Genomic DNA, 25,174 nt, shown 5'->3' with positions numbered 1-25,174 from the left:
GCTGAGCGGAGTTAGGGTTACCGGGTGCGACTGACGATCCTCGGGTGTTCGGGCAGCATCCCCGGGCCGAACGCCGCCGCGTCCGGGTACCTGCTGGAGGCGGAGGGCTACCGGCTCGGGCTCGAGCTGGGCACCGGCACGTTCGCCCAATTGCAGACTGTGCTGGACCCGTTCGACCTCGACGCGCTGGTTCTTTCGCACCTGCACGCCGATCACTGCGCCGACGTCAACTCCCTGACCGTGCTTCGCCGCTACCACCCCGCGCCGCCGTATCCCGCGCGCCCGCGACGGTTGCCGCTGTACGCACCCGCCGAAGCGCCTTCGCGCCTCGCGCACGCGTACGCCGCCGACGCGGCTGAGCGCGCTGGCGCGGATCTGTCGGACGTGTACGAGTTCCACGAGCTGCGCGAGGAGACGGTCCAGATCGGCCCGTTCGACGTGACCGCTGTCGCCGTATACCACCCGACGCCAGCTTTCGGCCTGCGCATCGCGTACGGCGGCACCATCCTCGCGTACACCGGCGACACCGGACTGTGTCGCGGCCTCGGCGAACTGGCCGACGGCGTTGATGTGCTGCTTTCCGAAGCGTCCTGGACCGATGCTGCCGACCGTCCGGAAGGGGTGCACCTCTCCGGGAAAGAAGCAGGTGAACTGGCCAAGGAGGCCGGGGTCGGCCGTCTGCTGCTGACCCACATCGCCCCGTGGACCGACCGGAACGCGGTCCTGGCCGAGGCCAGGGCGGTCTTCCCGGACGCCGAGCTGGTGACCCAGGGCGCGATCTACGACCTCTGATCGCGAAAGTGTCAGAGGTACGTCCTAGCTCCGCCTTCCTCCCCTCCACCACCCTCAACGGAGTGGCGTTGCCACGCAGTATCGTCTGCTGCGTGGCTAGAAAAGATGGCAGGAACGACGACCAGCTCCGCGAAGTGAAGCTCACCCGCGGGTTCCAGAAGTGGCCTGCCGGGTCGGTGCTCGTCGAGTTCGGCAACACCAGGGTGCTGTGCGCGGCGAGCGTGACCGAGGGCGTGCCGCGCTGGCGGGCCGGGTCCGGTCTCGGCTGGGTGACCGCGGAGTACGCGATGCTCCCGTCCGCGACCAACACCCGCAGCGACCGCGAAGCGGTCAAGGGCCGGATCGGCGGCCGGACGCACGAGATCTCCCGGCTGATCGGCCGCTCGCTGCGCGCGTGCATCGACCTGGCCGCGCTCGGCGAGAACACCATCGTCATCGACTGCGACGTGATCCAGGCGGACGGCGGCACCCGCACCGCCGCGGTCACCGGCGGGTACGTGGCGCTGGCGGACGCGATCACCTGGCTGGGCGCGGCGAACCGGCTCAACGACCCGCAGCCGCTGTCGTCCTCGGTGGCCGCGGTGAGCGTCGGCGTCGTGGACGGCCGGGTGCGCCTCGACCTGCCGTACGAGGAGGACTCGCGCGCCGAGGTCGACATGAACGTGGTCGCCACCGACGCGGGGACCCTCATCGAGGTGCAGGGCACCGGCGAGGGAGCCACCTTCGCGCGGTCCACTTTGGACACCATGCTGGACCTGGCGCTGGCCGGCTGCGAGGAACTGACGCGGCTGCAGAAGGAAGCGCTGGCGCTGCCGTACCCGGGCGAGCTGCCGGAACCGCGTCCGGACAAGAAGAAGGGCCAGAAGTGACCAAGCTGCTGCTGGCCACGCGGAACGCGAAGAAACTGGGCGAACTGCGCCGGATCCTGGAGGCGGAAGGCATCCAGGGCGTCGAGGTGCTCGGCCTGAACGACGTCGAGGAGTTCCCGGAGGCCCCGGAAACCGCCCCCGACTTCGAGGGCAACGCTGCGGCCAAAGCCCGCGACGCGGTCGCCGCCACCGGATTGCCCGCCATCGCGGACGACTCGGGCCTGGCCGTCGACGCGCTCAACGGCATGCCCGGCGTCCTGTCGGCCCGCTGGTCGGGCACGCACGGCGACGACGAAGCGAACCTGAACCTGGTGCTGGCGCAGCTGACGGACACTCCGGACGAGCGCCGGGGCGCGGCCTTCGTGTGCGCCGCCGTGCTGGCTCTCCCGTCCGGCGAAACCACCACGGTGCGGGCCGAATGGCGCGGCACTCTGACGCGGGAAAAGCGCGGCGCCAACGGTTTCGGCTACGACCCGATCTTCGTGCCGGAAAACGAAACGAAAACCAGCGCGGAACTGAGCCCGGCGGAAAAAGACGCCGCCTCGCACCGCGGCAAGGCCTTGCGCGCACTTCTGCCGGCTTTGCGAAAACTGGCCGAAGCCTGAGCGTCCCGTCCGCTCCGGAGCCGCGCCGGTGGCTCCGGAGTGGACGGACGGCTAGTCTCGGCAGGCATGTGCGCCAATATCGTCCTGGCCGAAGACGATCCCAAACAAGCGGAACTGGTCCGCCGCTACCTGGAACACGAGCAGCACACCGTGACCGTGGCGCCCACCGGCGAGGCCGCGCTGGCGGAAATCCGCGCGGCGGAACCCGATCTCCTCATCCTGGACGTCATGCTCCCGGGCATGAACGGCCTGACCGTCTGCCGGACCATCCGGGCCTCCTCCGACCTGCCGATCCTCATGCTCACGGCCCGTTCGACCGAGGACGACCTGCTCCAGGGCCTCGACCTGGGCGCGGACGACTACGTCACCAAGCCCTACAGCCCGCGCGAACTGATGGCGCGGGTCCGCACCCTGCTGCGGCGAACGAACGCGGCCAAGGACGGTCCGCTCACGGTCGGTGCCCTGACCGTCGACAAGGAAAAGCACGAGGTCGCGGTCGGCGGGAACCGGATAGAAACGACCCCGGGGGAATTCCGGATCCTGGAGGTCATGGCCTCCCGTCCGGACCAGGTTTTCACGAGGGCGCAACTCCTGGAACACCTGCACGGCTTCGACCGCTACATCACTCAGCGCGCCATTGACGTGCACGTGATGAATCTGCGGAAGAAAATCGAAACCAATCCCCGGAAACCGGCGAAACTGCTGACGGTTTACGGCGTGGGCTACAAACTGACCGCGAAGTCCGATGCCCCGTAATGCCCACTAGCCTTCTTTTCCGCCTCTTCGCCGTCACCGCGGCGATCGCGGTGTGCGCCATCGCCGCCACCGCCTGGCTGGCCTCCCGGACGACCTCCGGTGCCATCGAACGAGAACAGGGCCAGCTCTTCGCCGACGACGGCACGATCTACCAGGCGCTGCTTTCGTACGCGGCCACCCATCACACGTGGTCCGGCGCGACCCAGACGATCAACGACTACGCGGAAAAAACCGGCCGCAAAATCGTCCTGACCACCCCGCAGGGCAAGCTGATCGCCAGTTCGGAACACAACCCGGGCACCCTCCCGCCGCAGCCGTCCGCGGTCATCGATCCGTTGGCGGTCGACACCCGGCTGGGCGTCAAATCCACGCCGGACCGCATCGACCCCGACGCGGTCGGCCCGTACAACCTCCCCGCCGAAGAACGCGAGGAGCTCCGGGAAATCGCCGAAAAGGTCTTGTCCTGCACTCAGCGCAGAACCGGTTTGGGCAGCATGGAAATCTCCCCGAGCGGCCACCCGCGGGTGATCGCCCCCGCCGGAACCGCGCAGTGCGGCACCGCCCTCCTGGAACGCCCCACCGAGACCGAACGAGCGGCTCTGGCCAAGCTGTCCGGCCTGATCGACGCCTGCCTCGGCCGCAACGACAGCACCGTCCCCGTCGCCAAACTCGCGCTGTCCTGGACTTTCGACGGTCCGGTCGTGCAAGCCACCGACCAGACCATCACCACCTGCGTCACCTCGGCCCGCAAAGAACAGCTGACCCCGTACGTCGCCCCCGCGGCCTGGCTCTACATCACCGAAAAGGGCACCGACCAGGCCCCGACCGGCTTCACCCTCTCCGCGGAAAACCGCACGAAACTCATCGCCGTCACCGCCGCGATCCTGCTGCTGACCGTCATCGTCACCGCACTGGCGTCGATCCGCCTGATCCGCCCGCTCCGCGCGTTGACCGGCGCGGCCCAACGCCTGAAAGCAGGCGAGACGGGCGCGCGGGTCCGCGTCAAAGGCAAGGACGAGATCGCCCGCCTGGCCACCGCGTTCAACGAGATGGCGCGGGCGAGGGAAGAGCTGGAGAACGCGCGCAAGGCAATGGTCAGCGACGTCGCGCACGAACTGCGCACCCCGCTGTCCACCATCCGAGGCTGGCTCGAAGCGGCGCAGGACGGCATCAGCCAGCTCGACGACGACCTGGTCGCCTCCCTGCTCGAAGAAGCCGTTCATCTGCAACACATCGTGGACGACCTGCAAGACCTCGCCCTGGCCGACGCCGGCGCGCTCCGCGTCCACCCCGAGCCCGTCGACGCCAACACCCTGCTGACCCATTTGGCCGCCGCGCACGCCCCGCGCGCCGAAGCCGCCGGCGTCAGTCTTTCCGTTCCGCCCATGGAGAACCCGGCCATCACCGCGGACCCGGTGCGTCTGCGCCAAGCCCTGGACAACCTGGTTTCCAACGCGATCCGCCACACTCCGCCCGGCGGCTCGGTCACCGTCACCGCGAGCCGCCGCGACAACGAAGCGAGCTTCGAAGTGGCCGACACCGGAACCGGCATCGCGCCCGAAGACCTGCCCCGAGTTTTCGACCGGTTCTGGCGAGCGGACCCCTCGCGAAGCAGAGTCTCCGGCGGCAGCGGGCTGGGGCTGGCAATCGTCCGCAAACTGGCCGAAGCCCACGGCGGCGCAGTCACCGCCGCCAGCACCCCCGGCAAGGGCACCACCTTCACCCTGCGCTTTCCCGCGCAGTAGGCGATTTCCGCGAGTAGCGCCTGCTGGCGCGCATCGGCAATGCTGTGGACGTGGAGTACGTGTCCCAAGCGCCGCGACCGCCGCTGGACGGGCTGATCGACGACCTCTACTACCTGGAGGGCGCGCCGCCGTACGCCCGGCTGACCTTGCCGCCAGCGCCGTCCGCGCTGCTGATCGTCAACCTCGGCGCACCGTTCCGCATCCGCGGGGGCACCGATCTCGAGACGGCCGAGTACGCCGACGGCTGCGTGATCACCATGCCGACCCGCGCGTACGAATTCGGCTATCCGCCCCGGACCCGGTCCGTCGGCGTGCACTTCAAAGCGTGGGGCCTGGCACCGTTCCTGCCGATGCCCGCCGCCGAATTGTGCGACCGGCCAGTGACGATCGAGCAGGTCTGGGGCCGCTCCGCCGTCGCCACCCTGCGAGACCGCCTCGCCACGGCCAACGACCCGCACCAGATGCTGGGGCTGCTGGAAAACGAGCTGCGGCAACGGCTCCACGAGACATCCGGCCTTGGCCTGGTCTGCCACACCAGCAGCATCATCGCGGCGACCAGCGGGTCAGTCGCGATCGGCGACCTGAGCGAGACGGCCGGGGTCAGCAGCACGCACCTGGCCCAACGGTTCAAGGCACTCATCGGCGTCACCCCGAAGCGGCTTGCCCGCGCCCACCGCTTCACCGCCACCGTGTTCGCGATCGACCCGGCCGGACCGGTCGACTGGGGCGATCTGGCCGGTCGCGCGGGCTATTTCGACCAGGCCCACTTCGGTCACGAGTTCCGGGAGTTCACCGGTCTCACGCCCACCAGGTACCTCGAAGTCCGACGGCGGTTCTTGCGCGAACACCCCGGCCACACGCTGGACAGCTGGCCGCTGCCGACCGATTGATTTCTTACAAGAGCGACCGCGCGCGACCCGCTAATTTGAGGTCACCCGAAACAGAGGAGAACCCCGTGGGCAAGGTCGTCCTGTACAGCTCGGTGTCGGCGGACGGCTTCATCGCCGACGAAAACGACCAGCCCGGCCCGCTGTTCGACTGGCTGACCAGCGGCGATGTCCCGTTGGACGAGAGCGGCGTGCTGAAGGTGGCGCAAGCGTCGTACGACTACACCCGTGCGTATTGGGACCAGATCGGAGTGACCGTCGCGGGCCGCCACGTCTTCGACCTGACCGACGGCTGGGACGGAACGCCCCCGAGCGGGATCGACCACGTGGTCGTCGTGACGCACCGTCCGGCCCCCGAAGGCTGGAACCCCGACGCGCCCTTCCATTTCGTCGACGGGGTCAAAGAAGCCGTGGCGAAGGCACAGGAGCTAGCCGGGGACCGCGTCGTCGAGGTGGCCGCGGGCGACGTCGGCGGCCAGGTGTTCGCCGCGGGTCTGGTGGACGAGGTGCGCATGGACGTCGTCCCGGTCGTCTTCGGAGCGGGCAAACGCTACTTCGGCTCGGTCCGCGCACCGCACCTGTTGGAGGACCCCGACGTGATCCAGGGCGACCGGGTGCTGCACCTGCGTTATCAGGTCCGTCGCTGACCGAGCGCGCGGAGAGGCCGGTCCGGCCCCTCCGCGCGCCGGGAACAACTCAGGCGGAGATTCCCAGATCCCGGATCAGCTTCGCCACGTGCCCGGTGGCCCGCACGTTGTAGGCGGCCTTGGCGATCTTCCCCTCCGCGTCCACGATGAACGTCGAGCGAATCACGCCCTGCACGATCCTCCCGTAGTTCTTCTTCTCCCCGAACGCGCCCCATTCGGCCAGCACCGTCTTGTCCACATCGGACAGAAGCGGGAACGTCAGCTTCTCCGCCTCGACGAACTTGGCCAGCTTCTCCGGCTTGTCCGGGGAAATCCCCAGCACCTGATACCCCGCGTCGTTCAGCTCCGCGAGATTGTCCCGGAAATCGCAGGCCTGTTTGGTGCACCCGGGCGTCCCCGCGGCCGGGTAGAAGTACACGACCACGGCCTGGCCGCGGAAGTCGCTGAGCGAGACGTTCTTGCCGGTGCTGTCCGGCAGGGTGAATCCGGGCGCTTCGTCGCCCACGGCAAGTCGCTGGTCGGTCATGGGGACGAGCGTAATTCAGGCGTCTCCGCAATACGTGACGACGGCGGGCTCGCCCGTGCTCGGCCGCACCTGCACGGCTATCCGGGCACTGTCCTCGGGCACCGCGAAAGCGAGCGTGACCTGCGTGGATCGGCCCGGCAGGAGGTCCTTGCCCGCGTCCGAAACGCCGCCGAGACCCTGCGTGGCGTCCACGACCTGCTTCGCCGGCTTCCCGGCGACCGTCGCCGTCACCGAGAGCGCGGACACCCGGTACGGGTCGGTGCCGTTGTTGGTGACCTGGATGTAGAACGCCGCCGCGCGCGGACTGCGGGGATACGCGGCCGGGCTCGGCTGGAAGGACTGCGGCGCGGACAGCGAGACCGTGATCCCGCTGGCGAAGCGGTGGTTGGCGCCGAACTGCAGGTCGCCGGAGGCTTGCGCGGCCGCGGGCTGCGCCGCCGGGTTGCCGGCGCCCATCGCGGCGGAGCCTTCCCGAGCGTTGACGCCGCCGCAGGCTGCCACGGAGAACAGCAGGCAGGCGGTCATCAGCAGTTTCGGGGTGCGCGGGGGCGCCATCGCGGGGGTACTCCAGTCGGGGTGGGGCGGTGTGCCGTTCGGCGTAGTTGCCGGGCGGCCCGCTCCACTCTGGCGGCACTTCTGCCGTCACGGTGCGGAAGACGCGGACCTGGTGTACAGCCGTGGCCGATCCGTGATCGAAAGAGCACACCGGGTGACAGTCGTCACCCCGATGTCAACGGCCGCTGGTCGGGATTCAGACCGCGAACGCGAACAACAGGATGAACACGGCGACCCCGGCGCCCCAGGCGACCATGAGCCAGCCGAAGTCGCGCACCGGGTCGACCGCGCGGCTCTCCTCGCCGGGGATGTACACGCCGCGGTTTTCGAACCAGTCCGCGCATTTGCGCAGGATCCGCAGCGGATTGCGTTCCGGCACGGCCCACACCTCCCCGATGTCCGGGCCCAGCCTACGGGTTCGCGGGGGTTTCGCGGCCGTCGAGCCCGGCGATGCGCACGGCGAGTCCGACGAACGAGCGGACCAGCGGCGGCGTCGAGTCCTCGCGCCAGGCGACCACGAGCCGGCTCGGCGGATACCCGGCGAGGGGGACGGTCGCGACGCCCTCGGGGAGCGAGTGCGCGAGCGGGGCGAGCCCGACGGTTCCGTTCCACAGCACGGCTTGCAGGCATTCGTGGACCGTCCGCACGACCGGGCCGCCCGCGCCGCCGCCGCTCCAGAACGCCTGCCACTGCGGGTCGGTGCCGTCCGGGAACCGGAACCACGCGCGGTCGGCGAGGTCCTCCCGGCGCACCTCGGCGCGTCCGGCCAGCGGATCGTCCGCGCGCAGGACGACGCCCATCGGGTCGGAGCGCAGCACGCGCGTGCGGATTCCGGTGGTGTCGAACGGAATCCGGGTGAGCGCGACGTCCACGAGCCCGGCGCGCAGGCCGGTCGTGGGATCGGTGAGGTCGGCCTCGCGGACGCTGATCCGCACCCCCGGATGTCGTTGGCGGAACTCGCTCGCGAGCCGGATCCCGACCTGTTCCGAGCTGTCGGCGAGGGTGCCGAGCGTGAGCGTTCCGGGCCCGGCCGCCGCGGCGACCCTCGCGCGGGCCTGTTCCGCACCCGCCAGCAAGGTGCGGGCCTCGTCGTACAGCGTGGTTCCGGCGGCGGTGAGCGTGACTCCAGATGGCGAACGCTCCAGCAAAACCGCGCCGAGGTCGGTCTCGAGCTGTTTGATCGCGCGGCTCAGCGGCGGCTGGGTCATGTGCAGCCGCGCCGCCGCCCGGCCGAAGTGGCGCTCCTCGGCGACCGCGACGAAGTACCGGAGCGAACGGAGATCCACAACCAGCGACGATACCCGTGCGGTATCGGGAAAAGCGGATCGGTCTTGGACGCCGCGCGGGCGCGCCGCTGGACTGGAATCGTCACTGATCCCGCTTCCGAGGAGCCCCGGCGATGGCCGACTATCCGTATCCCGATCCCGTCGTGCGGACCGCGCAGGCGCGCGAACTCGCCCGCGACCTCGTCGTGGTCCCGAACCAGGGCGTGCAGCTGGTGCCGAACGTCGGCGTCGTCGGCGGGACGCATTCCGTGCTCGTCGTCGAGACCGGCATGGGGCCGCGCAACGCGGAAACCGTGCTGAACTTCGCGATCGAGTACGCGCGCGGCCGCCGGATTTACTTGACCACCACGCATTTCCACCCCGAGCACGCGTTCGGCGCGCAGTCCTTCGCGGGTGCCGCGACCTACCTGGTCAACCGCGCGCAGGCGGCCGACCTCGCCGCGAAAGGCCCCGGCTACCTGCAGATGTTCCGCGGTCTGGGGGAGCCGGTCGCGCGTCAGCTGGAGGGCGTCGAACTGCCTGCTCCGGACGTCGTCTACGACTCGGCGCACGACCTCGACCTCGGCGGGCGCGTCGTGCGGCTACGGGCGACCGGCCGCGCGCACAGCAAGGGCGACCAGGTCGTCACCGTCCCGGACGCGGGCGTTCTGTTCACCGGCGACCTCGCCGAAACCGGCCAGTTCGCGATCTTCCCGTGGTTTCCGCCGCACGACACCGACGTGTCCGGGATCCGCTGGATCGAAGTCCTGCGGAAGCTTTCGGCGCAGCGACCGGAAATCGTCGTGCCCGGCCACGGCGAAATCAGCGGTCCGGAACTGCTCGACGACCTCCGCGCCTACCTCGAACTGCTGCGCGACGAGACCTGGCGGCGCCGCGATTCCGCGATGGACGAGGCGACCGTGACTGCGGAGGTGCGGGACGAGCTGATCAAACGGCATCCGGAATGGGAAGGCCGCGAGTGGATCGACCCGGCGGTGGCCTGCCTGTGCGCGGAGCACGTCAGGCACGCTTGAGCAGCGGCGCGAGCGTCGTGACGATGGCCTGCCGGGTCGCTTCGGCGCGCTGCTCGGGGCTCAGCTCGTCGGAGCGGTCGAGCATGGCCTGCGCCGCTCCGCGCACCGCGCCGGCGAACGCACCGGTCAACGTGCGCGCGGTGAGGTCGTCGAGGTCTTCGGGGAAGGCTTCGGCGAGGATTTCGGCGATCCGGCGCTCGGCGTTGAACTGGATTTGCAACGCCCGGCCCTGGATCGCGGGCACGGTCTGGAGCAGCCGCATTCGCAACGGCGTCAGCTTGCCGATGATGTCGTCGCTGACTTCGCTGCCGTCGACGAGGACGCGGACCAGCAGGTCGATCGGCCGGTCGTCCGGGGCGCGGTTCGCGAGTGCCGCGAGCAACGCCTCGACTCGGCTTTCGGCGTCCGGGAACAGCAGTTCTTCCTTGCTGGCGAAGTAGCTGAAGAACGTGCGCGTGCCGATCTCGGCGGCTGCGGCGATGTCCGCGATCGTCGTCTCGTCGTAGCCGTTGCGCTCGAAAAGGTCCGTGGCCGCGTCGATCAGGGCTTGGCGGGTGCGGGCGCGCTTGCGTTCACGGAGCGACATGCCGCGAGTATACGGCAGCGAGTGCAAATCGGCACTCATTGCAAATTTGCATTGAGTGCGGTTATGTTCGAGGTATGACTCGTGACGTCCTCGTGTGCGGTGCCGGCATCGCTGGTTCGACTCTCGCGTTCTGGTTGGCGCGCAACGGTTTCCGGCCGACCGTCGTGGAACGGGCGGCTGGCCGGCGCAGCAGCGGCAATCCGGTGGACGTGCGCGCTGGCGCGATGGAGGTGGCCGATGCGATGGGCGTCGTGCCGCGGTTGCGCGAGGTCGCGACGCACGCTCAGCGGCTGCGCGTGCTCAACGCGCGCGGGCGTTCGGTCACCACGGTGCGGATGGCGGTGAGCAAGGAGATCGAGGTCCCGCGCGCGGATCTGGCTTCCGTGCTTTACGAAGCCGCGCGCGATGACGCGGAGATTCTCTTCGGCGACACCATCACCGCACTGCAGCAGGACGAGGGCGGGGTCGACGTCACCTTCGAGCACGCTGCGCCGCGACGGTTCGACCTGGTGCTCGGAGCGGACGGCGTGCACTCGACGGTGCGGCGGCTCGTGTTCGGCCCGGAGCGGGAGTTCGTCCGGCACGCCGGGCTGTATGTCGGGACGGTGTCGCTCGGCGAGCCGTCTGACTATCCGGAGGACATCGTCCTGCTCAACGCTCCGGGCCGCCTCGTCGCGATCCATCCGGTGCGGGGGAATTCCGGGGTCGCGTTCATCTTCCGCGCGCCGAATCCCGGGCAGGGCAAGGAAATCGTGTCCGCCGCCTACCGCGGTCTCGGCTGGCGGGTCCCGGAGTTGCTGGCCCGCTTCGACGCGGCGGACGACGTGTTCTTCGACGCGGTCGCCGTGGTCGATCCGCCTCGCTGGTCGCACGGCCGGGTCGCGCTGGTCGGCGATGCCGCGTCGTGCGTCTCGCTGCTCGGCGACGGTTCGAGTCTCGCGATCGTCGGGGCGCACACCCTGGCCGCGGCGCTCGCCGAAGGCACCCCCGCGGAGGCGTTCGCGCGCTACGAGGCGACCCATCGAGCGCGGGTGAAACCCAAGCAGCGCGGGGTCCGGACGGCGGCATCGATGCTGGTCCCGCGCACGAAACGAGGCCTGGCGGTCCGCAACCTCGCCGCCCGCCTGCTGCCCGGCTGAGCCGGGCCGAAAAGAATTCCTTGACACGAATATTCTACCTGGTGAATACTTCAGTGCATGGACGGGATCGCCTCAGCACTCGCAGACACCACCAGGTGGCAGCTGGTCGAACTGCTCGCGGAACGGCCGCGGTCGGTCGGCGAACTGGCTGAGCTGACCGGGCTGCGCCAGCCGCAGACGACCAAGCACCTGCAGACGCTCGCCCGCGCCGGACTGGTCACCATGGCCCCGCTCGGGCAACGGCGGGTCTACGCGGCCGAAGCGGCTCCGCTGCGCGAATTCGCGGATCAGCTGCACAAACTGGCCGCGACGATCGAGGCGCACGCGGGGGAGCGCGACGTGCTCGACCGCTACCGCGCGGCGATCGAAGCCGACACCGCGGCCGCGGACCGGGATCGCTGGGCCGACGGCCGCGCGTTCTCCTTCGAGCGCGAGCTGCCGGTGCCGCCGGAAACGGTGTGGCGGTACTGGACGGACGCCGGGCTGCTCGCGTCATGGTGGGTCCCGCCGTCCCTGACTGTCACCGAGTGTGTTCTCGAACCGGAGCCGGGCGGGCGCGTCGTTCTCGTCTACCGCGACGCCGAGGGCACGTACCGCTCGGAAGGGCAGGTCCGGGCCGTTCGCGAAACCGAGCGGCTCGGGTTCGACCTGTCGGTGCTGGACGCGGCCGGAGCCGTCGCGTTCAGCGGCCACTACGACCTCGCCCTCGCCGCCGCGGCGAACGGCGGCACCCGGCTGCGGCTGGGTCTGGAGATCAGCGCGACGACCGTCGAGGCCGTGTCCGCCATCACCGGAATCGAAACCGGCTGGGGACAGGTCCTCGACCACCTCACCGAAGTCCTCACCCGAAAGGAAACCCAGTCATGACCGAGCGTCGTGTCACCGCCAACCTCGCCCTGACCCTCGACGGCCGCTACCACGGTCCGGAAGGCCCCGGCGACATGAGCGCGATCATGCCCTACGTGACCACCGAAACCGCCCGCAACCAGATGACCCGCATCTGGGAGAACGCGACGACCGCGCTGCTCGGCCGCCGCAACGCGGAAGGCTTCCTCGGTTTCTGGCCGAGCGTCGCCACCGACGAGAACGCCGACCCGCGCGACCGCGGTTACGCGAAATGGTTGGTGGACACGGAAAAGGTGGTCCTGTCGAGCACGCTCACCGAAGCGCCGTGGGAACGCGCGCGGGTCGTGAACGCGCCCGCCGCCGAGGTCGCCAACTCGCTCAAGGCCGACGGCGAGGGCGACATCCTGGTCAACAGCAGCGTCAGCGTGATCAAGGCGCTGCTGGCCGAGGACCTGATCGACCGTCTGTACTTGATCATCTGCCCGCAAATCGCCGGCGGCGGACCGCGGTTGTTCGACGACGGCCTGCCGGGTACCAAGTGGACAGTCGCGCACCAGGAGACCGGCGATCTCGGCGAACTGGCCCTGGTTTACGACCGCGTGCGCTGAGCGGCTTGACCTTCACGCATACGGCAATGTTTAGCGTCGGAAGACATGAGTGAAGAACAGTTTTCCGGCAAGGCAGTGATCGTCACCGGCGGCGGAACGGGCATCGGACAGGTCACCGCGCACGAGTTCGCCCGGCAAGGCGCGAACGTCCTCGTGGTAGGCCGCACCGCCGAGCGGCTCGCCGAAACCGCGGCGGGCTTCCCACGGATCCGTCCGTTCGCCGCCGACCTCACTTCGCCCGGTGCGGCGGAGCAAATCGTCGCCGCGGCGGTCGCCGAATTCGGCCGGATCGACGTGCTGGTGAACAACGCCGGCATCGTCGATCCGGCCGCGCTGGGCGAGATCAAACCCGGCGCGTTCGACACCGTGGTCGCGACGAACCTGCTCGCGCCGGTTTATCTTGTCCAGGCCGCGATGCCGCACCTGAGCGAAACCAAGGGCGCGGTGGTCAACGTGACGACCGCGATCGGCCAACGCGGCTGGCCGATGCCGGGCCGCGAGTTCTACGCCGCGACGAAAGCCGCGCTGGACTCGCTGACCCGAAGCTGGGCAGTGCAACTCGCCCCGCGAGGCATCCGAGTCACCGCCGTCGCCCCCGGTCCGGTCGCCACCGAGATCTACGCCCGCGAAGGCCTGACCGCCGACCAGGCCAAGGCGCAGCACGAAGCCCTGCAGGAAATGGTGCCCCTGCGTCGGCTGGCGCGCCCGGAAGAAGTCGCGCACTGGATCGTCCAGCTGGCGAGCCCCGGAGCGGAGTACCTCACCGGCGTGGTGCTGCCCGTCGACGGCGGCGCAGTGATCGCGTAGCGGCGTACGCTCGGGTCGGTGCGGATCGGAGAATTGGCGAAGGCCACCGGCGTAACGACCAGGGCGCTGAGGTTCTACGAGGAGCAGGGCCTGCTGACCGCGGCCCGCTCCCACAACGGTTACCGGCACTACGACGAGTCCGCGATCGAGCGGGTGGCGAACATCCGCTACCTGCTCGATTCGGGACTGACGATGGAAGACATCCGGCCATTGGGCTCCTGCCTGCAGGGCGATTTGCCGTCCCGGCGCTTGTCGTCGAGCGCGGTGGCGTTGGTGGATCGGCGGTTGGCAGTGCTGGACGAACGGATCGCGGCGCTTACTCGGGCACGGGAGAGACTGTCGTCGCGAGCAACTGCTGCGCGGGGCGAGGTTGGTTGCGATTGATGCGCTAGTAATGGCAGGGGAGCGCAACACACGCGGCTGTTCCGGCGGCTAGCGGAGGTACGGCTGGCAAGTTCGCCCATTATCCGGCACAGTCAATGCGGTCTCTCGCGCTGGGAGACCTTAGGACCTGGGCTCGGGCGTTCCGTTAGGCCAAATGCACGGCGAACTGACCCCGATGTTGAGCCTTCCCTTGTCCGGCCCGGTGACCGTGCCTTCCAAGCTCATCAGATAGCCGTCGCGCTGGGCATTGGCGAACAGATCTCGGGGCCGGTTGTCCGATTCGAGCGACCAGCCGTTCTGCGTCCACCATTTCTTGAGCTTTTCGTAGTAGCTGTCGTTGCGCGTGCGGTCCGGGCCGTCGACCCACATGCTGACGCTCACGTGAATCTGCCCCGTCGCTTGATCATTGTCGTCAGTGCACGAAAGCTGTGGTGCGAAGTCGTCGGTCAACCGGTACCCCGGGGGGAATATGGCTGCTGCGGCTGCGTGCGCAGAAGCCAATGCGGTCTCGCGTGCTTGCGCGGCCGAAACCGTGGGTTGCATGGAGGCACCTCCGCATGAGGCCAGGGCGAATACGGCGATTGCCATGAGAGCTGCCTGAATTCGCGCAGGCGTTTTTCGGTTTGGCGGGTTCGTCAAGGTTTGTTCCCAGCGATGATGTTGCCCATCGCGCGGAGCGAGGGCGATCGGTCGACCCAGTAATTGCTGTGGGCACCCGCGACATGTCCGGGGTCGGACTCGAATGTCTGCCCGCCGAAGTAGTCGGTGGCGGGGTCCGGGCCGAGAGGGTCGAACGGTTCGGCTTGGGGCGAGTGAAGGTTGGTCAGGGCGGGAACGGGGTCGGTGAGTGCTTTGGTGGAGTAGATGTGCTGTCCGACCTGATCTTGCGGGACGGCGTCGAGGCGGAGCTGGTTGGCGTGGTCGACGCCGACTCCCGGGCTGGCGACCATGACGAGGTTGTCGGCGGGCAGGCCGAGGTCCCGGGCGGTGTGCCCTACCGCGGTGGTGCCGTAGCTGTGGCCGATGACGGTGGTGTTCACCGGTCCTTGGTGTGCTGCGCCGATTCCTTCCTGGAAAGCGCGGAGAGAGTGTTCCGCGTTGTCGGCGTAGCTGGTGCTGGCGGCGTCCGTGAGGGTTTGCGGTGCGTCGTACCCAGCCCAGGTGATGACCGAGGTCGACGGCGACCCGAGCCCCGCATGTGGGTTTTGTGCTGGGTGGCCGCGCCCTCGGCGGCTGGGCCGCTCCAGCCGATCACCGGGAGAAGTTTGCCGTAGTCGTCGCCCTCGCTGACCAGAACCTGGACCTTCGCCCGCACGGTCGAGCAAACCTCGTCCAGCACGTTCGGGTTCCAGGCGCGCACATCGGCCAGCGACACCATCAGCGCGGCCCCCGCATCGTCGGAGCGGCCGGGAACACCCCCGCGGCGGCCTGGTCGCCGCGCGCGTACCGGTCGGCCGCGGCTCCCAGATTCTCGCCGAACCGCTGGGCTTGGGAGCACCACTGCACGAACGTCGCCGACAGCGACTGCCCGCACGCACCCGCCGCCGCTGCGGCCTTCCCGCCCCGCATCGCAGCGGAGATCCGCCCGACCAGACTCGCGCAATCCGCGCCCCGCAACCCACTGGTCTTCTCACCCGCAGACCGGCCCGCTGCTCTCAACGCGGCGGGCACACTCGTGAACCCCATCGGCCTCCCCTTCCGTAACCGACCAATCACGTTACGGACGCCTGGGCTCGGAGATCAACGGCGCTACTCCCTCAAACGGGGTGCTCACCAGCGAAAACGCGAAGGTCTACCTAGCTCGGCTGAGTAGAACCACTCAGCATTGGCGAGGGAGCAGGCGGAGGCGACCGCATTATCTCCGATAAGTGAATAAGTGTCCTTATCGCCGGCACATGTGGGGCATGCGGTCTGTCCGGACCAGTTGCCAGGCTTGCTCCGCTGCATGGCAGAACCGCCAGGGGTGGGGCCGGAGAGACTCGAACTCTCACTGGCACGGACCTAAACCGTGTGCCTCTGCCAATTGGGCTACGGCCCCCAGGAACCAGGTGCGATCGTAGCGCGCGCCACGTTCGGGTTCGCTCGGCGTGGCCAGTCGCCGTCGCGCGGGGGTTGTCCTCTACCGTGGACCGCCTACAGTCCGACTGCGGCGAGGAGGGCACGTGGCTCGCGACCCCGAGACCATCGAGCGTGAGATCGAGCAGGCGAGGACCGCTTTGGCGGCTACCCTCGACCAGCTGGGCACGAAAGCCAGTCCGCAGAAACTCGCCGAGCAGGCGAAGGACGGCGTGCGCGCGAAGCTCGACAACCCGAAGGTCAAGTACCCGCTCATCGGGGCTGGCGTGCTGGTCGCCGTGCTGCTGGTGCGGAAGCTGTTCCGCTGACGGTTCGCGGCCCGCGCTGACCAGGGTTGCCGACGTACGCCTCGGTTACGCCGGGCGCGGCCTTCTCCGCGAATGCGGGTCCTCCCTGAATGGCGGATGGACAGCGCTGTTCGTTACGCCCGGTGAACTTCGTGAGAAGTGCCACTGAACCAGGGGTCACCTGTTTGGTGGTCGCTCATTCGGGTCGGTTCGGGGCAACACGTTCGCCGAATCGGGCTACCCCTTCAGGGTGACGAGGCGGGTTTACCCCGCTGTACTGGACGCTGGCAGCTGTTTGCGGGCGTGAACCGGCGGGGTGTTGAGGCGATGCCGCTCAAGGTCGCGAGGCGACCTCAAGGGCAGGCAATGCGCGTCAAAGCTGGGTACGGGCGAGGCGGTCGCGAGGACGACCCCAAGAGCAGGGACGCGCCGAAGCAGCGGCGCGGGCAGGCCCTGAGGCAGGCCGTGCGTCAAAAGCAGAGGCGCGTGCAGGCGAAACCGGCTCGCGAAGGTGGCCTCAAGGGGCGGGCGACGTGCGCCAAGGCGGGTGAAACCAACTCGTGTAAGCGCCCCAAGGTGCAGGCAGCGCGCCGAAGCAGGGTGCCCGGGCAGCGAAACCAGCCCACGAAGAAGCGGGCTGAAGCAGAACGCGGTAAGGATCAGGCGCGTGCGACCGGAGGAGTGGCCGACGCGCCCGCTGTCACACCGGGGCGGCTCGCCTCGTCGGGTTTGCGGTCCTCGACCTCTTTCGGGAGCTGCTTGCTCGGCGGCAGCGCGGGCTTGGCGGCCTTGTCCTTTTTCGCGGCCGGAGCTGCCGCAGGCGTCTCGGCCTTGCTCTCCGACGAAGCCTCCTTGGCCGCCTTCGCGCCGCCCGACGGCGGGATTTCCAGCGGTTCGATCTCCGGCAGCGTCAGGCGGGCGGCCATGTACGCGCTGGTGAACTCCAGTGCGTTGCCGTTCAGCAGGTGCACGACCGTGGGTCGCTCGTTCGGGGCGAGCTTCTCCACGAGCTGGTCCGCCCGGTCGCGGGCGGCGATGATGCCCGGCGCCTTGCCGGTCAGCTCCTTGCCGCGGCCGCTGACGGTGATCGTCCAGTCGTCGTTGTCGTGCTCGTACGTCGCCGTGATCGTTTCCACCACTGCCTCACCCCTCTCGTCATCAGCATGCGTCACAGGTCGAGACCCGGCCACCGCAAACTCATGACGCGATTCCTGCTTGCCGGCCGCTGGCGCGACACTCAGTGTGTCTTTCTACCGTGTCATCGATACCGCAAGAAAACTCTGTGTCACAAGTAACGGGACGAGATGTGCGCTGAGTGACGACCGAATGGCCTAATGCACGGCCATCTTCACGTGCACGCTAGATCGCTCGCTGTGACAACCCCGCCCAGAGCAGATCCATCGCGTACTCGGTGGCCTTCTCCGGAGTCACCTCCGGGAAGCGCTCGCACCAGATGGCCAGCCGCTCGCAGGCTCCGACGACGAACTCGGCCGACGCTTCCGCGCGCAGGGTGTCCTCGCTGTCGAAGTAGCCGCTCATCAACGCCGTGATCAAGTCAGTCTGCTGCCGGCGGGTTTCCTCGATCTCGTCCGCGGCGTGCGTGCCGATCAGCGCCATCTCGTGCCGCAGCAGCGACCAGGCCTGACGGCGCTCGCGGATGAACACGAAGAACGCCAGCAGCCCGCGCCGCAGGGCGTCCTGTGCGGACTCCGCGCCGACGATCGACTGCTCGGTAGCCTCCTGCAGCGCGGCTCGCGACTGCCGGATGCACGCCAGCAGCAGGCCCTCTTTCGAGTTGAAGTACTCGTACAGCATCGGCTTGGACACACCGACCAGCTCGGCGATCTCGTCCATCGACGCCATCGCGTAGCCGCGCTCGCCGAAGACCTGCTCGGCGACCTCGATCATCTGCCGTTCCCGCTCGGCTCGGGGCATGCGCTTGCGCTTGGCGGTGGTCATGGCGCACACTCTACCGCCAGTAACCTACTCCGAGTAAGCTGGACTTCGGGTAACAGTTAACGGGAGGACGCATGGGCAACCGCACCGAGACCGGCGTGATCGTGGTCGGCACCGGGTTCTCCGGGCTCGGCATGGCGATCCAGCTGCGCAAGGACGGCCGCGACGACTTCGTGGTGCTCGAGAAGGCGCACGACGTCGGGGGGACCTGGCGCGACAACAGCTACCCCGGTTGCGCGTGCGACATCCCGTCGCACATGTACTCCTTCTCGTTCGAGCAGAACCCCGGCTGGTCGCGCGCGTACTCGCCGCAGCCGGAGATCTACGAGTACATGCGCGGGGTCGCCGACAAGCACGACCTGCGCCGCTTCATCCGCTTCGGCCAGGAGATGACCGGCGCGCGCTGGGACGCCGAGGAGAACCGCTGGCACGTCAGCACGCGCGGCGGCGACGAGTTCGTGGCCCCGGCGCTGGTCGCGGGCGTCGGCGCGCTGCACCGGCCGATGATCCCCGACCTGCCGGGCATCGAGCGGTTCCAGGGCCGCGCGTTCCACTCCGCCGAGTGGGACCACGACTTCGACTTCGCCGGCAAGCGCGTCGCGGTGGTCGGCACCGGGGCCAGCGCGGTCCAGTTCGTGCCGAAGATCGCACCGGAGGTGGCCGAGCTGACGCTGTTCCAGCGCACGCCGCCGTGGGTGATGCCGAAGGCCGACCGCGACATGCCGGGCTGGCTGCGCGGGCTGTTCCGCGCGGTGCCGCCGGCGCAGCGGCTGTACCGGAATTTCCTTTACTGGACGCTGGAAGCGCGCGCGATCGGCTTCAACGGCCAGCCGTGGATCATGAAGATCGGGCAGCGGCTCGCGAAGAGCAACATCGACCGCGCGGTGAAGGATCCGGAGCTGCGCGCCAAGCTGACCCCGGACTACACGATGGGCTGCAAGCGGGTGCTCATCTCGAACGACTACTACCCGGCGCTGGCCCGCGACAACGTCGACGTGGTCACCGATGGCGTCGCCGAGGTGCGCGAGCACAGCATCGTCGACCAGGCGGGCGTCGAGCACGAGGTGGACGCGATCGTCTACGGCACCGGTTTCCACGTGACCGACGCGTTCGACAGCCTGGAGATCGTCGGCCGCGACGGGCGGAACCTCGCCAAGGAGTGGGCGAGCGAGGGGATGCGGACGCATCTCGGGATCACCGTCAACGGCTTCCCGAACCTGTTCTTCCTGCTCGGGCCGAACACCGGGCTGGGCCACAACTCGGTGGTCTTCATGATCGAGGCGCAGATTTCCTATATCGCGCAGGCGTTGCGGCTCGCGGGCGACCGGGCGCTGGACCCGCGCGAGGACGTGCAGGAGCGGTTCAACGCGCAGGTGCAGCGGAAACTCGAGAAGGGCATCTGGACCCAGGGCGGCTGCAAGAGCTGGTATCTCGACGCGAAGGGCGTCAACCGGACGCTGTGGCCGGGCTTCACCTGGCGGTACTGGCTCGACACCCGGACGGTGCGGCGGGAGGACTACGAACTGCTCGGGTGACGCTGGCACGAGGGGGACTTTCGCGGCGGGGGATGGAGTCGCGAAGGTCCCCCTCGTGGTCTTGTGCGGCAGTCCACAGTGGACTGGTCGGTGCGAGGGGAACCTTCGCGGCAGGGGAGGAGTCGCGAAAGTTCCCCTCGCAGTACGCGGGCAGCGTTCAGCGCGGAGCGGGCACTCCACAGTGGACGCCGCGAGGGCGGCGTTGTCGTCGAGCGGAAGAGAAACCTCGGCGGACGAGCGGCCGCGCGGAGGCGAAGCAGAACGAGGGGGACGTTCGCGGCAGGGGAGGAGTCGCGAAGGTCCCCCTCGTGGTCTGCGGTCAGGCCGGAGCGAGCTTGCGCAGGTGCGAAACCAGCTCAGCCGTGGGAAGTCCGCACAGCTCGGCCATCCGCTCCAGCGCGGCGAAGTCGAACGACACCTCGTCGGCCGAGGCGCTCGCCGAAGCGGGCTGGCCCGAGGCCGCGGGCGCGGAAGAGGTTGGCGTGCCGGAAGATCCGGATGCGGAAGCGGCGGCTGGCGCGGCCGGCATCGCGACTCCGTTCTGCCGCAACCGTCCTTCGGCCCAGCGCCGCAGCGGAGTCAGCTCCGGACCGGCCTCCGCGACGACCCGGCGCAGGTCCACGCGGACCCGTCCCGGTTCCTCGGTGAACACCCGGCTGTGCACCTTCGCCAGCAAATCCTGCGGAAGCTCGTCCATCGCCACGCACAGTTCGACCAGGCGCACCACGGAACACTGCCGCGTGCCCAGTTCGTACGTCGCCAGCGTCTGCAGCGAGATCTCGCTCTGCAGATGCGCGTTCAGCTCTTTGCGCGTCCATCCCCGGCCACGCCTGAGCTTGCGCAGCTCGTCTCCCAGTACCCGCTGGTAGTGCTCAGCGTCGATCACGGCCCCTGCCCCTCAACCAACTTCGCGGACGCGGGCTTGCGTCCCGGTGGTGAAAGTGCCGAAGCGGCCGCTCATTACGCGGGTTTCGGAAAAATTTTCCGCTTGCCCCGAATGGAGCAACGCGTTAGTTGACGCACGGCACCCCGTCGGCGGTGATCGGCTGGTCGTCGCTGCCCGGACCGGTGGGCGTGGACGGGGGAGCGGACTGCTGCTGCGCCGGAGGAGCTTGCGCCGCACCGGTTCCGCTCGAAGCGCCGGCGGAGGGTTGGTAGTCCGAACCGAGGAACACCTTCACGTGGCCCTTGGGCACGCTCTTGTCTTCCTGCACCGTCGCCTTGGTGCCGAGCGCGTCCGCGACCGCCTGCCCGGCCGCCTCGCCGCCGCTGGGGACCCAAATCACAGTCGTCTTACGCGAGGACGCGTTGTCCGTGTCGCCCGCAGTGAAGCCCTTGTCCGCCAGCTGCTTGGACACGGTCGCCGCGAGACCGGTGCGATCCGAGGCGTTGCGCACGTCGACCGTGGTGTCCTTGTGCGACTCGTCGGGCTTCGGCGCCTTTTGCTGCGCCGGGGCGCCGTCGGCCCCGGCCTGCGGACCCGCGAGGCCCTGCACGAACGCCTTCACCTTCGCCGGGTCGACCTTCACCGCGACGCCGTCGTTCGGCGTGCGGTACTCGACGTTGTCGACCGGGATGGTGCGGAACTCGAGCTGGCCGCCGGTGAGGCCCTTCATCTGCTGGGCGAAGCTGAAGATGTCCCAGTTCTGGTTCAGCACCACGGACTTCTTGATGGCGTCGACCAGCGCGTTGAGCTTGGACGGGTCGGTCAGCGTTCCCGCGGACAGGATCTTGCGCGCCATGCCCGCCATGAACACCTGCTGGCGCACGACCCGGTCGAGGTCGCCGCGCGGGAGCCCGTGCCGCTGCCGGACGAACTCGAGCGCCTCGACCCCGGAGATGGTGTGCTGGCCCTTGGTGAAGTTCGCGCCGGAGTACTCGTCGTTGACGTTGTCCTTCAGGCAGACGTCCACGCCGCCGACGGCCTTCGTGATGTCGCTGAAGCCGAGCAGGTTGATCGCCGCGTAGTTGTCGATCGTGGACCCGGTCAGCTGCTGGATCGTCGCGATCAGCAGCTTCGCGCCGGCCTGGTTGGCCTTGACGTCGAGTTCCTTAGGATCGGTGACGCCCTGGGCCTGCAGGTCTTTGCGGGCCTGCAGCATCGCCCTGGCGTACGCCGAGTTGATCTTGTGCTTGCCGTAGCCGGGGATGTCCACGTACGAATCGCGCGGCAGCGACAGCGCGACGGCCTTGCTGCCGTCGTTCGGGATGTGGACCAGGATCAGCGTGTCGGTGTTCAGCTCGCCGTCCGATTCGCCCGCGCGCAGCTGGGCGAGCAGTTCCGGGGACAGCGGGTTGCCCTGGGCGTCGGTGCGGCTGTCGAGGCCGACCAGGAGGATGTCGCGGGCGCCGTCGGCGGGCTTCTCGCCGCCCGCGCCCTCGCCGATCACGTCGGAGTAGCTCAGGCCGTTGACCAGGCCCTGCAGCGACGCCCATGCGTACCCGGTGAGCCCCATGACCAGCAGCGACACCACGGTGAGAGCGATTTTCGCGCCGCGCAGGCCGCCTCGGCGGGACCGTCCGGACGGACGGCGCGGGGGCGGTCCGGGACGCCGGGACGGACCAGTGGCCTGCGGTTCGCGTCGCGAGCGGGGCGGTGGCCCGGGCCGCCGCGCCGGTCCCCGGCCGGGCTGGTCCTGCCACGAGCGGGCGGGGCGGCGATCGCCTTGCCCGTTCCGAGGCGGGTAGTCCACGGGGCCGGCTCCTTCTCGTCGTTCTGGTCTCCGCTACTGGAGACGCATGGTGCCGGGCGGGGGTTGCGGCGGTTTCGCACCTCCCCCGGGCGGTGTGGTGTGCACCACCTATGGTCCGGTATCCGAAGCAGTTTCGCCCGGTTGGCGGTACGCGTGTCGCGGGTCAGGACGCGGCGGCGGCCGCTCGCCTGGCCGGAACCATGCACGAACCCGCTCCGACCAGCGCGAACACCGCGGTGAGAAGGTGCAGGACGACGACCGCCGAACCGTGCGTCTCGCCGCCGGCGGCCGCCACGAGCGACGGCACGCAGGTCAGCGCGGCGGCGAACCACGTCGCGGCCGAGGTCGCCGCCGCGCCGGTCCGGACGGCGTGCAGCAGCAGGACGCCGAGGAGCAGGTGCACGAGGCTCTGGACCGGGTCCAGCCGCAAGCCGAGCACGTCGGCGTCGGCGGCCACGGCGCCGAACCGGGCCAGCGCGAGACCGAAGACGCCGAGCGTCGCGTAGCCGATGCCCAGCGTGGCGGCCGCGCGAGTGAGCAGCACCGAACGGCGGCCGGTCGGGTGGTACGGACGCGGGGCGACCGGCGCTTCGGCGCTGGTCTTGCCGGGTTTGGCCGGGTGCCGTTCGAACCACCAGAAGACCAGCGCGGCGGGCACGAGAAGCAGCGCCACCGCGGCGAGCATGCGCGGCTGGAGGAGCCAGCTCAGGCCGTTCGCGATCGGTCCGGGCAGGTAGACCACGGCGACGAGCAGCAGCATCGCGGCGAGGAACGCCAGGTACAGGCTCATCGGGGCGCGCAGCATGAGCCCTGCGGTGCGGACTACCCGGTCGCGGGCGGCCCAGCGCCGCAGCGGCGCCGCGAGGAGCCCGACGAGGCCGAGCTGCGACACACCCAGCAGCAGGACCGTCCACGGCCTCGCGGACAACGCGGCAGGCGCGCCTGGGTTGCCCAGCAGTACCGGCGAAGCGTCGAAGGCGAACACTGCGACCGCGAGGGCCGCGACGCCGCTTACGGCCGCGACAGCGAGCACCGGACGGCGAGGGCGGACGCCGTCCGCGTACGCGAACGCCACCTGCTGCGCGAGGAGAGCCAAGGCGAGCGTCGCGGCGTAGCGCGGCCAGGACACGTCCGTCCAGCTCGCGGCGAGTTCACCGGCCACGACGACAGCGGTCAGCGCCGCGACCGACCACAGCCGCGTGCGGCGGTAGAGCGCGAGCAGCATCGGCGCGCCGATGACGGTCAGCAGGTAGACGCCCAGCAACCACAGCGGGTGCAGGGCGATCCGCATGACGGTGGCGTTGGTCCCGGCCGGGATGCCGAGAAGTTCCAGCGCCAGCGGCACGATCAGAGCGACCACGGCGAAGATCAACGCCGGGCGCAGCAGCGGGCTGGACCGTTCGGCGAGGTAATGCCGGTAGCCGCGATCGCGTTCGGCCCGCCAGCCCGCCGCGTTGGCGAGCCCGCCCGAGAAGAAGAGCAGCGGCGTGAGCTGCGCGAGCCAGGTCAGCGGCCACCAAGTGGCTTCCGGCGCGCCTGCCCAGTCGGCCAGCGCGGTCGCCGATTCGCCGATCATCAGCAGCACCGCCCCGGAGATGCCGAGCACCGCCCACGGCCGGGGGACGCCGCGCGGCAGCCGCGGACGCGGGGTCGTGCGGCGGGCGGTGTGCCAGCCGCGCAGGCGCATCACGAGCAGGCAGCCGATCACCAGGACGCCGGCGACCATCGGGCCGATCGGGTCGCCGACCGGCGGGCCCCAGCGCTGGTGCCACGAGTTGAGCACCAGCCCGCCGGTGAACACCGACGCGACCAGCTGGCAGGTGCGCTCGGAGTTCATCGGGTTCAGCTCGCAGGTGCGGTGCATGTCCTGCTCGAGCCGGTCGTCGAGCGCGGCCCGGGCGGACTGGTCGAGCGGGTGGCCCTTGTCGTTGGCGTAGCGGAGCAGGTCGTAGCCGAGGTCGTGCGCCTTGCACGGGACCGAGAAGTCCCATTTCGTGTTGTCGTCGCCCCACGGGGCCGAGCAGCCGCCGTCGAGGTGCGCCGCGCGGACGGTGCCGTCGCGGGCGGGCAGCGCGCCGGGCTTCACGCCGGTGACCGCGGTGAAGTCCTTGGGCAGGAGCGCGAGCGCGGTGGCCTGCCCGTCGGGGTGGGTGAGCGCGTCGACCGCGTTCCGCGCCGCGAGCACGCCGCCGGTCGGCGGGCCCTGGTCGGGCGGCGACGCGGGCCGCGAGGCGATCAGGCCGAACCCGAACACCACGAGCAGGACGAGCAGCAGCCAGCCGGACGTCGACCAGGGACGGCGAACGCGAACGGCGGCCGGGGCACGGTCGTCGGTGGCTGGCATGCGCACCAGGGTGCCAGCCCGGCGCGCGCCGCGGGAGGCGGCTGTCCCCCTCACCCGGGTGGGGGGTAACCCCCGGGGCGGGCCGACGTGGGGTTGGTTGCGCTGGGCTCATCGGGGGCCACTTTGGGTGCTCCCGGGTCTGTCTCGCCGCCGCTCTTGGAGGCGCGGTGCTGCGCTGGGTCCGGTCAAAGCGCCAACAACGCCACATTGGGTGCATCTGACGCACCCAATG

28 protein-coding genes and 1 tRNA gene are annotated in these 25,174 nt (G+C 69.5%); 15 read left to right on the top strand and 14 right to left on the bottom strand.

The window, feature by feature from the left end; all coding sequences use genetic code 11:
• Positions 1–24: 24 nt before the first annotated feature.
• From SSMG_RS30600 to SSMG_RS30570, 7 genes are all read left to right on the top strand, one after another.
• Positions 25–792, top strand: a complete 768-nt coding sequence (locus tag SSMG_RS30600; RefSeq protein ID WP_009082483.1) for an MBL fold metallo-hydrolase — start codon at positions 25–27, stop codon at positions 790–792.
• A 92-nt stretch (positions 793–884) separates the two neighbouring features.
• The gene (rph, locus tag SSMG_RS30595) at positions 885–1,661 is read left to right on the top strand and encodes a ribonuclease PH (protein ID WP_009082482.1); all 777 of its coding nucleotides are present in this window, start codon (positions 885–887) and stop codon (positions 1,659–1,661) included.
• Positions 1,658–2,266 (top strand): RdgB/HAM1 family non-canonical purine NTP pyrophosphatase, encoded by a 609-nt coding sequence (gene rdgB, locus SSMG_RS30590; protein ID WP_009082481.1) that lies wholly within the window; start codon positions 1,658–1,660, stop codon positions 2,264–2,266. The genes rph and rdgB overlap by 4 nt, the downstream gene beginning before the upstream one ends.
• A 66-nt stretch (positions 2,267–2,332) precedes the next feature.
• A complete protein-coding gene (locus SSMG_RS30585; protein ID WP_037715366.1) occupies positions 2,333–3,022 on the top strand; it encodes a response regulator transcription factor in 690 nt (229 codons plus the stop codon).
• Positions 3,022–4,767, top strand: coding sequence for a cell wall metabolism sensor histidine kinase WalK (locus SSMG_RS30580; protein WP_009082479.1), 1,746 nt, complete (start codon positions 3,022–3,024; stop codon positions 4,765–4,767). The genes SSMG_RS30585 and SSMG_RS30580 overlap by 1 nt, the downstream gene beginning before the upstream one ends.
• Before the next feature lie 50 nt (positions 4,768–4,817).
• On the top strand, positions 4,818–5,657 hold the full coding sequence (locus SSMG_RS30575; RefSeq protein WP_050788490.1) for a helix-turn-helix domain-containing protein: 840 nt from the start codon (positions 4,818–4,820) through the stop codon (positions 5,655–5,657).
• 65 nt (positions 5,658–5,722) lie between these two features.
• Complete coding sequence (locus tag SSMG_RS30570) at positions 5,723–6,301, top strand: dihydrofolate reductase family protein (protein ID WP_009082477.1); 579 nt, start codon at positions 5,723–5,725, stop codon at positions 6,299–6,301.
• A 49-nt stretch (positions 6,302–6,350) separates the two neighbouring features.
• Here SSMG_RS30570 and bcp read toward each other — a convergent pair whose 3' ends face one another.
• The 4 genes from bcp to SSMG_RS30550 all read right to left on the bottom strand — a co-directional run bounded on the left by bcp (position 6,351) and on the right by SSMG_RS30550 (position 8,668).
• Positions 6,351–6,827 (bottom strand): thioredoxin-dependent thiol peroxidase, encoded by a 477-nt coding sequence (gene bcp / locus SSMG_RS30565; RefSeq protein ID WP_009082476.1) that lies wholly within the window; start codon positions 6,825–6,827, stop codon positions 6,351–6,353.
• A 15-nt stretch (positions 6,828–6,842) separates the two neighbouring features.
• Positions 6,843–7,382 (bottom strand): hypothetical protein, encoded by a 540-nt coding sequence (locus tag SSMG_RS30560; RefSeq protein ID WP_009082475.1) that lies wholly within the window; start codon positions 7,380–7,382, stop codon positions 6,843–6,845.
• Positions 7,383–7,578: 196 nt separating this feature from the next.
• Positions 7,579–7,761: a hypothetical protein gene (locus SSMG_RS30555; protein WP_037358542.1), complete on the bottom strand. Its 183-nt coding sequence runs from the start codon at positions 7,759–7,761 to the stop codon at positions 7,579–7,581.
• A gap of 31 nt (positions 7,762–7,792) precedes the next feature.
• The gene (locus tag SSMG_RS30550) at positions 7,793–8,668 is read right to left on the bottom strand and encodes a LysR family transcriptional regulator (RefSeq protein WP_009082473.1); all 876 of its coding nucleotides are present in this window, start codon (positions 8,666–8,668) and stop codon (positions 7,793–7,795) included.
• A 113-nt stretch (positions 8,669–8,781) separates the two neighbouring features.
• Between SSMG_RS30550 and SSMG_RS30545 the strand changes: the two genes are divergently transcribed.
• Positions 8,782–9,681, top strand: coding sequence for an MBL fold metallo-hydrolase (locus tag SSMG_RS30545; protein WP_009082472.1), 900 nt, complete (start codon positions 8,782–8,784; stop codon positions 9,679–9,681).
• Here the strand turns inward: SSMG_RS30545 and SSMG_RS30540 are convergent.
• A complete protein-coding gene (locus tag SSMG_RS30540) occupies positions 9,668–10,267 on the bottom strand; it encodes a TetR/AcrR family transcriptional regulator (RefSeq protein ID WP_063631978.1) in 600 nt (199 codons plus the stop codon). The two genes, SSMG_RS30545 and SSMG_RS30540, sit on opposite strands and share 14 nt — an antisense overlap.
• A gap of 74 nt (positions 10,268–10,341) precedes the next feature.
• Here SSMG_RS30540 and SSMG_RS30535 point away from each other — a divergent pair, with 74 nt between their 5' ends.
• From SSMG_RS30535 to SSMG_RS30515, 5 genes are read left to right on the top strand one after another with little or no spacing between them, the layout of a single operon-like run.
• Entirely contained in the window at positions 10,342–11,406 is a 1,065-nt protein-coding gene (locus tag SSMG_RS30535) for an FAD-dependent oxidoreductase (RefSeq protein WP_037715361.1), read from the top strand.
• Between the two features lie 57 nt (positions 11,407–11,463).
• Positions 11,464–12,273, top strand: a complete 810-nt coding sequence (locus SSMG_RS30530; RefSeq protein ID WP_009082469.1) for a metalloregulator ArsR/SmtB family transcription factor — start codon at positions 11,464–11,466, stop codon at positions 12,271–12,273.
• Complete coding sequence (locus tag SSMG_RS30525; RefSeq protein WP_009082468.1) at positions 12,270–12,860, top strand: dihydrofolate reductase family protein; 591 nt, start codon at positions 12,270–12,272, stop codon at positions 12,858–12,860. Before SSMG_RS30530 ends, SSMG_RS30525 begins: the two co-directional genes overlap by 4 nt.
• A 45-nt stretch (positions 12,861–12,905) precedes the next feature.
• Positions 12,906–13,667: an SDR family NAD(P)-dependent oxidoreductase gene (locus SSMG_RS30520; protein ID WP_009082467.1), complete on the top strand. Its 762-nt coding sequence runs from the start codon at positions 12,906–12,908 to the stop codon at positions 13,665–13,667.
• Positions 13,668–13,685: 18 nt separating this feature from the next.
• Entirely contained in the window at positions 13,686–14,051 is a 366-nt protein-coding gene (locus SSMG_RS30515; protein WP_009082466.1) for a MerR family transcriptional regulator, read from the top strand.
• Positions 14,052–14,171: 120 nt separating this feature from the next.
• Here SSMG_RS30515 and SSMG_RS47320 read toward each other — a convergent pair whose 3' ends face one another.
• The 4 genes from SSMG_RS47320 to SSMG_RS30495 all read right to left on the bottom strand — a co-directional run bounded on the left by SSMG_RS47320 (position 14,172) and on the right by SSMG_RS30495 (position 16,089).
• Entirely contained in the window at positions 14,172–14,432 is a 261-nt protein-coding gene (locus tag SSMG_RS47320; protein WP_050788321.1) for a hypothetical protein, read from the bottom strand.
• 254 nt (positions 14,433–14,686) lie between these two features.
• Positions 14,687–15,376, bottom strand: a complete 690-nt coding sequence (locus SSMG_RS43925) for an alpha/beta hydrolase (RefSeq protein WP_234392773.1) — start codon at positions 15,374–15,376, stop codon at positions 14,687–14,689.
• 52 nt (positions 15,377–15,428) lie between these two features.
• Positions 15,429–15,737, bottom strand: coding sequence for a hypothetical protein (locus SSMG_RS47315; protein WP_037715358.1), 309 nt, complete (start codon positions 15,735–15,737; stop codon positions 15,429–15,431).
• A 278-nt stretch (positions 15,738–16,015) separates the two neighbouring features.
• Positions 16,016–16,089: transfer RNA gene (locus SSMG_RS30495), tRNA-Leu, on the bottom strand.
• A gap of 124 nt (positions 16,090–16,213) precedes the next feature.
• Here SSMG_RS30495 and SSMG_RS30490 point away from each other — a divergent pair.
• A complete protein-coding gene (locus SSMG_RS30490) occupies positions 16,214–16,435 on the top strand; it encodes a DUF3618 domain-containing protein (protein ID WP_037715356.1) in 222 nt (73 codons plus the stop codon).
• A gap of 638 nt (positions 16,436–17,073) precedes the next feature.
• On the opposite strand, the gene SSMG_RS30485 is transcribed toward SSMG_RS30490, so the two are convergent.
• Together SSMG_RS30485 and SSMG_RS30480 are read right to left on the bottom strand one after the other, a co-directional pair.
• Positions 17,074–17,553: a hypothetical protein gene (locus tag SSMG_RS30485; RefSeq protein ID WP_037715354.1), complete on the bottom strand. Its 480-nt coding sequence runs from the start codon at positions 17,551–17,553 to the stop codon at positions 17,074–17,076.
• Positions 17,554–17,773: 220 nt separating this feature from the next.
• On the bottom strand, positions 17,774–18,373 hold the full coding sequence (locus tag SSMG_RS30480; protein ID WP_037715350.1) for a TetR/AcrR family transcriptional regulator: 600 nt from the start codon (positions 18,371–18,373) through the stop codon (positions 17,774–17,776).
• Positions 18,374–18,444: 71 nt separating this feature from the next.
• Here SSMG_RS30480 and SSMG_RS30475 point away from each other — a divergent pair, with 71 nt between their 5' ends.
• Entirely contained in the window at positions 18,445–19,905 is a 1,461-nt protein-coding gene (locus SSMG_RS30475) for an NAD(P)/FAD-dependent oxidoreductase (protein WP_009082460.1), read from the top strand.
• Between the two features lie 319 nt (positions 19,906–20,224).
• On the opposite strand, the gene SSMG_RS47310 is transcribed toward SSMG_RS30475, so the two are convergent.
• The 3 genes from SSMG_RS47310 to SSMG_RS30460 all read right to left on the bottom strand — a co-directional run bounded on the left by SSMG_RS47310 (position 20,225) and on the right by SSMG_RS30460 (position 24,942).
• The gene (locus SSMG_RS47310) at positions 20,225–20,791 is read right to left on the bottom strand and encodes a helix-turn-helix domain-containing protein (RefSeq protein ID WP_009082459.1); all 567 of its coding nucleotides are present in this window, start codon (positions 20,789–20,791) and stop codon (positions 20,225–20,227) included.
• Positions 20,792–20,915: 124 nt separating this feature from the next.
• Entirely contained in the window at positions 20,916–22,598 is a 1,683-nt protein-coding gene (locus tag SSMG_RS30465) for an LCP family protein (RefSeq protein ID WP_037715347.1), read from the bottom strand.
• 163 nt (positions 22,599–22,761) lie between these two features.
• Positions 22,762–24,942, bottom strand: coding sequence for a phospholipase A2 (locus SSMG_RS30460; protein WP_037715345.1), 2,181 nt, complete (start codon positions 24,940–24,942; stop codon positions 22,762–22,764).
• Between the last annotated feature and the right edge of the window lie 232 nt (positions 24,943–25,174).

This window comes from Streptomyces sp. AA4 (genome assembly GCF_000158875.1).
GTDB lineage: Bacteria > Actinomycetota > Actinomycetes > Mycobacteriales > Pseudonocardiaceae > Amycolatopsis.
This window is presented reverse-complemented; position numbering and strand designations above follow the sequence as displayed.

Excerpts from the sequence above, each read along its gene's own strand:
- SSMG_RS30480 (WP_037715350.1), bottom strand. The coding sequence starts at position 18,373 with ATGACCACCGCCAAGCGCAAGCGCATGCCCCGAGCCGAGCGGGAACGG.
- SSMG_RS30580 (WP_009082479.1), top strand. The coding sequence starts at position 3,022 with ATGCCCACTAGCCTTCTTTTCCGCCTCTTCGCCGTCACCGCGGCGATC.
- SSMG_RS30560 (WP_009082475.1), bottom strand. The coding sequence starts at position 7,382 with ATGGCGCCCCCGCGCACCCCGAAACTGCTGATGACCGCCTGCCTGCTG.
- SSMG_RS30525 (WP_009082468.1), top strand. The coding sequence starts at position 12,270 with ATGACCGAGCGTCGTGTCACCGCCAACCTCGCCCTGACCCTCGACGGC.
- SSMG_RS30535 (WP_037715361.1), top strand. The coding sequence starts at position 10,342 with ATGACTCGTGACGTCCTCGTGTGCGGTGCCGGCATCGCTGGTTCGACT.
- SSMG_RS30475 (WP_009082460.1), top strand. The coding sequence starts at position 18,445 with ATGGGCAACCGCACCGAGACCGGCGTGATCGTGGTCGGCACCGGGTTC.
- SSMG_RS30460 (WP_037715345.1), bottom strand. The coding sequence starts at position 24,942 with ATGCCAGCCACCGACGACCGTGCCCCGGCCGCCGTTCGCGTTCGCCGT.
- SSMG_RS30585 (WP_037715366.1), top strand. The coding sequence starts at position 2,333 with ATGTGCGCCAATATCGTCCTGGCCGAAGACGATCCCAAACAAGCGGAA.
- SSMG_RS47315 (WP_037715358.1), bottom strand. The coding sequence starts at position 15,737 with ATGGGGTTCACGAGTGTGCCCGCCGCGTTGAGAGCAGCGGGCCGGTCT.
- SSMG_RS30545 (WP_009082472.1), top strand. The coding sequence starts at position 8,782 with ATGGCCGACTATCCGTATCCCGATCCCGTCGTGCGGACCGCGCAGGCG.
- bcp (WP_009082476.1), bottom strand. The coding sequence starts at position 6,827 with ATGACCGACCAGCGACTTGCCGTGGGCGACGAAGCGCCCGGATTCACC.
- SSMG_RS30520 (WP_009082467.1), top strand. The coding sequence starts at position 12,906 with ATGAGTGAAGAACAGTTTTCCGGCAAGGCAGTGATCGTCACCGGCGGC.
- SSMG_RS30530 (WP_009082469.1), top strand. The coding sequence starts at position 11,464 with ATGGACGGGATCGCCTCAGCACTCGCAGACACCACCAGGTGGCAGCTG.
- SSMG_RS30540 (WP_063631978.1), bottom strand. The coding sequence starts at position 10,267 with ATGTCGCTCCGTGAACGCAAGCGCGCCCGCACCCGCCAAGCCCTGATC.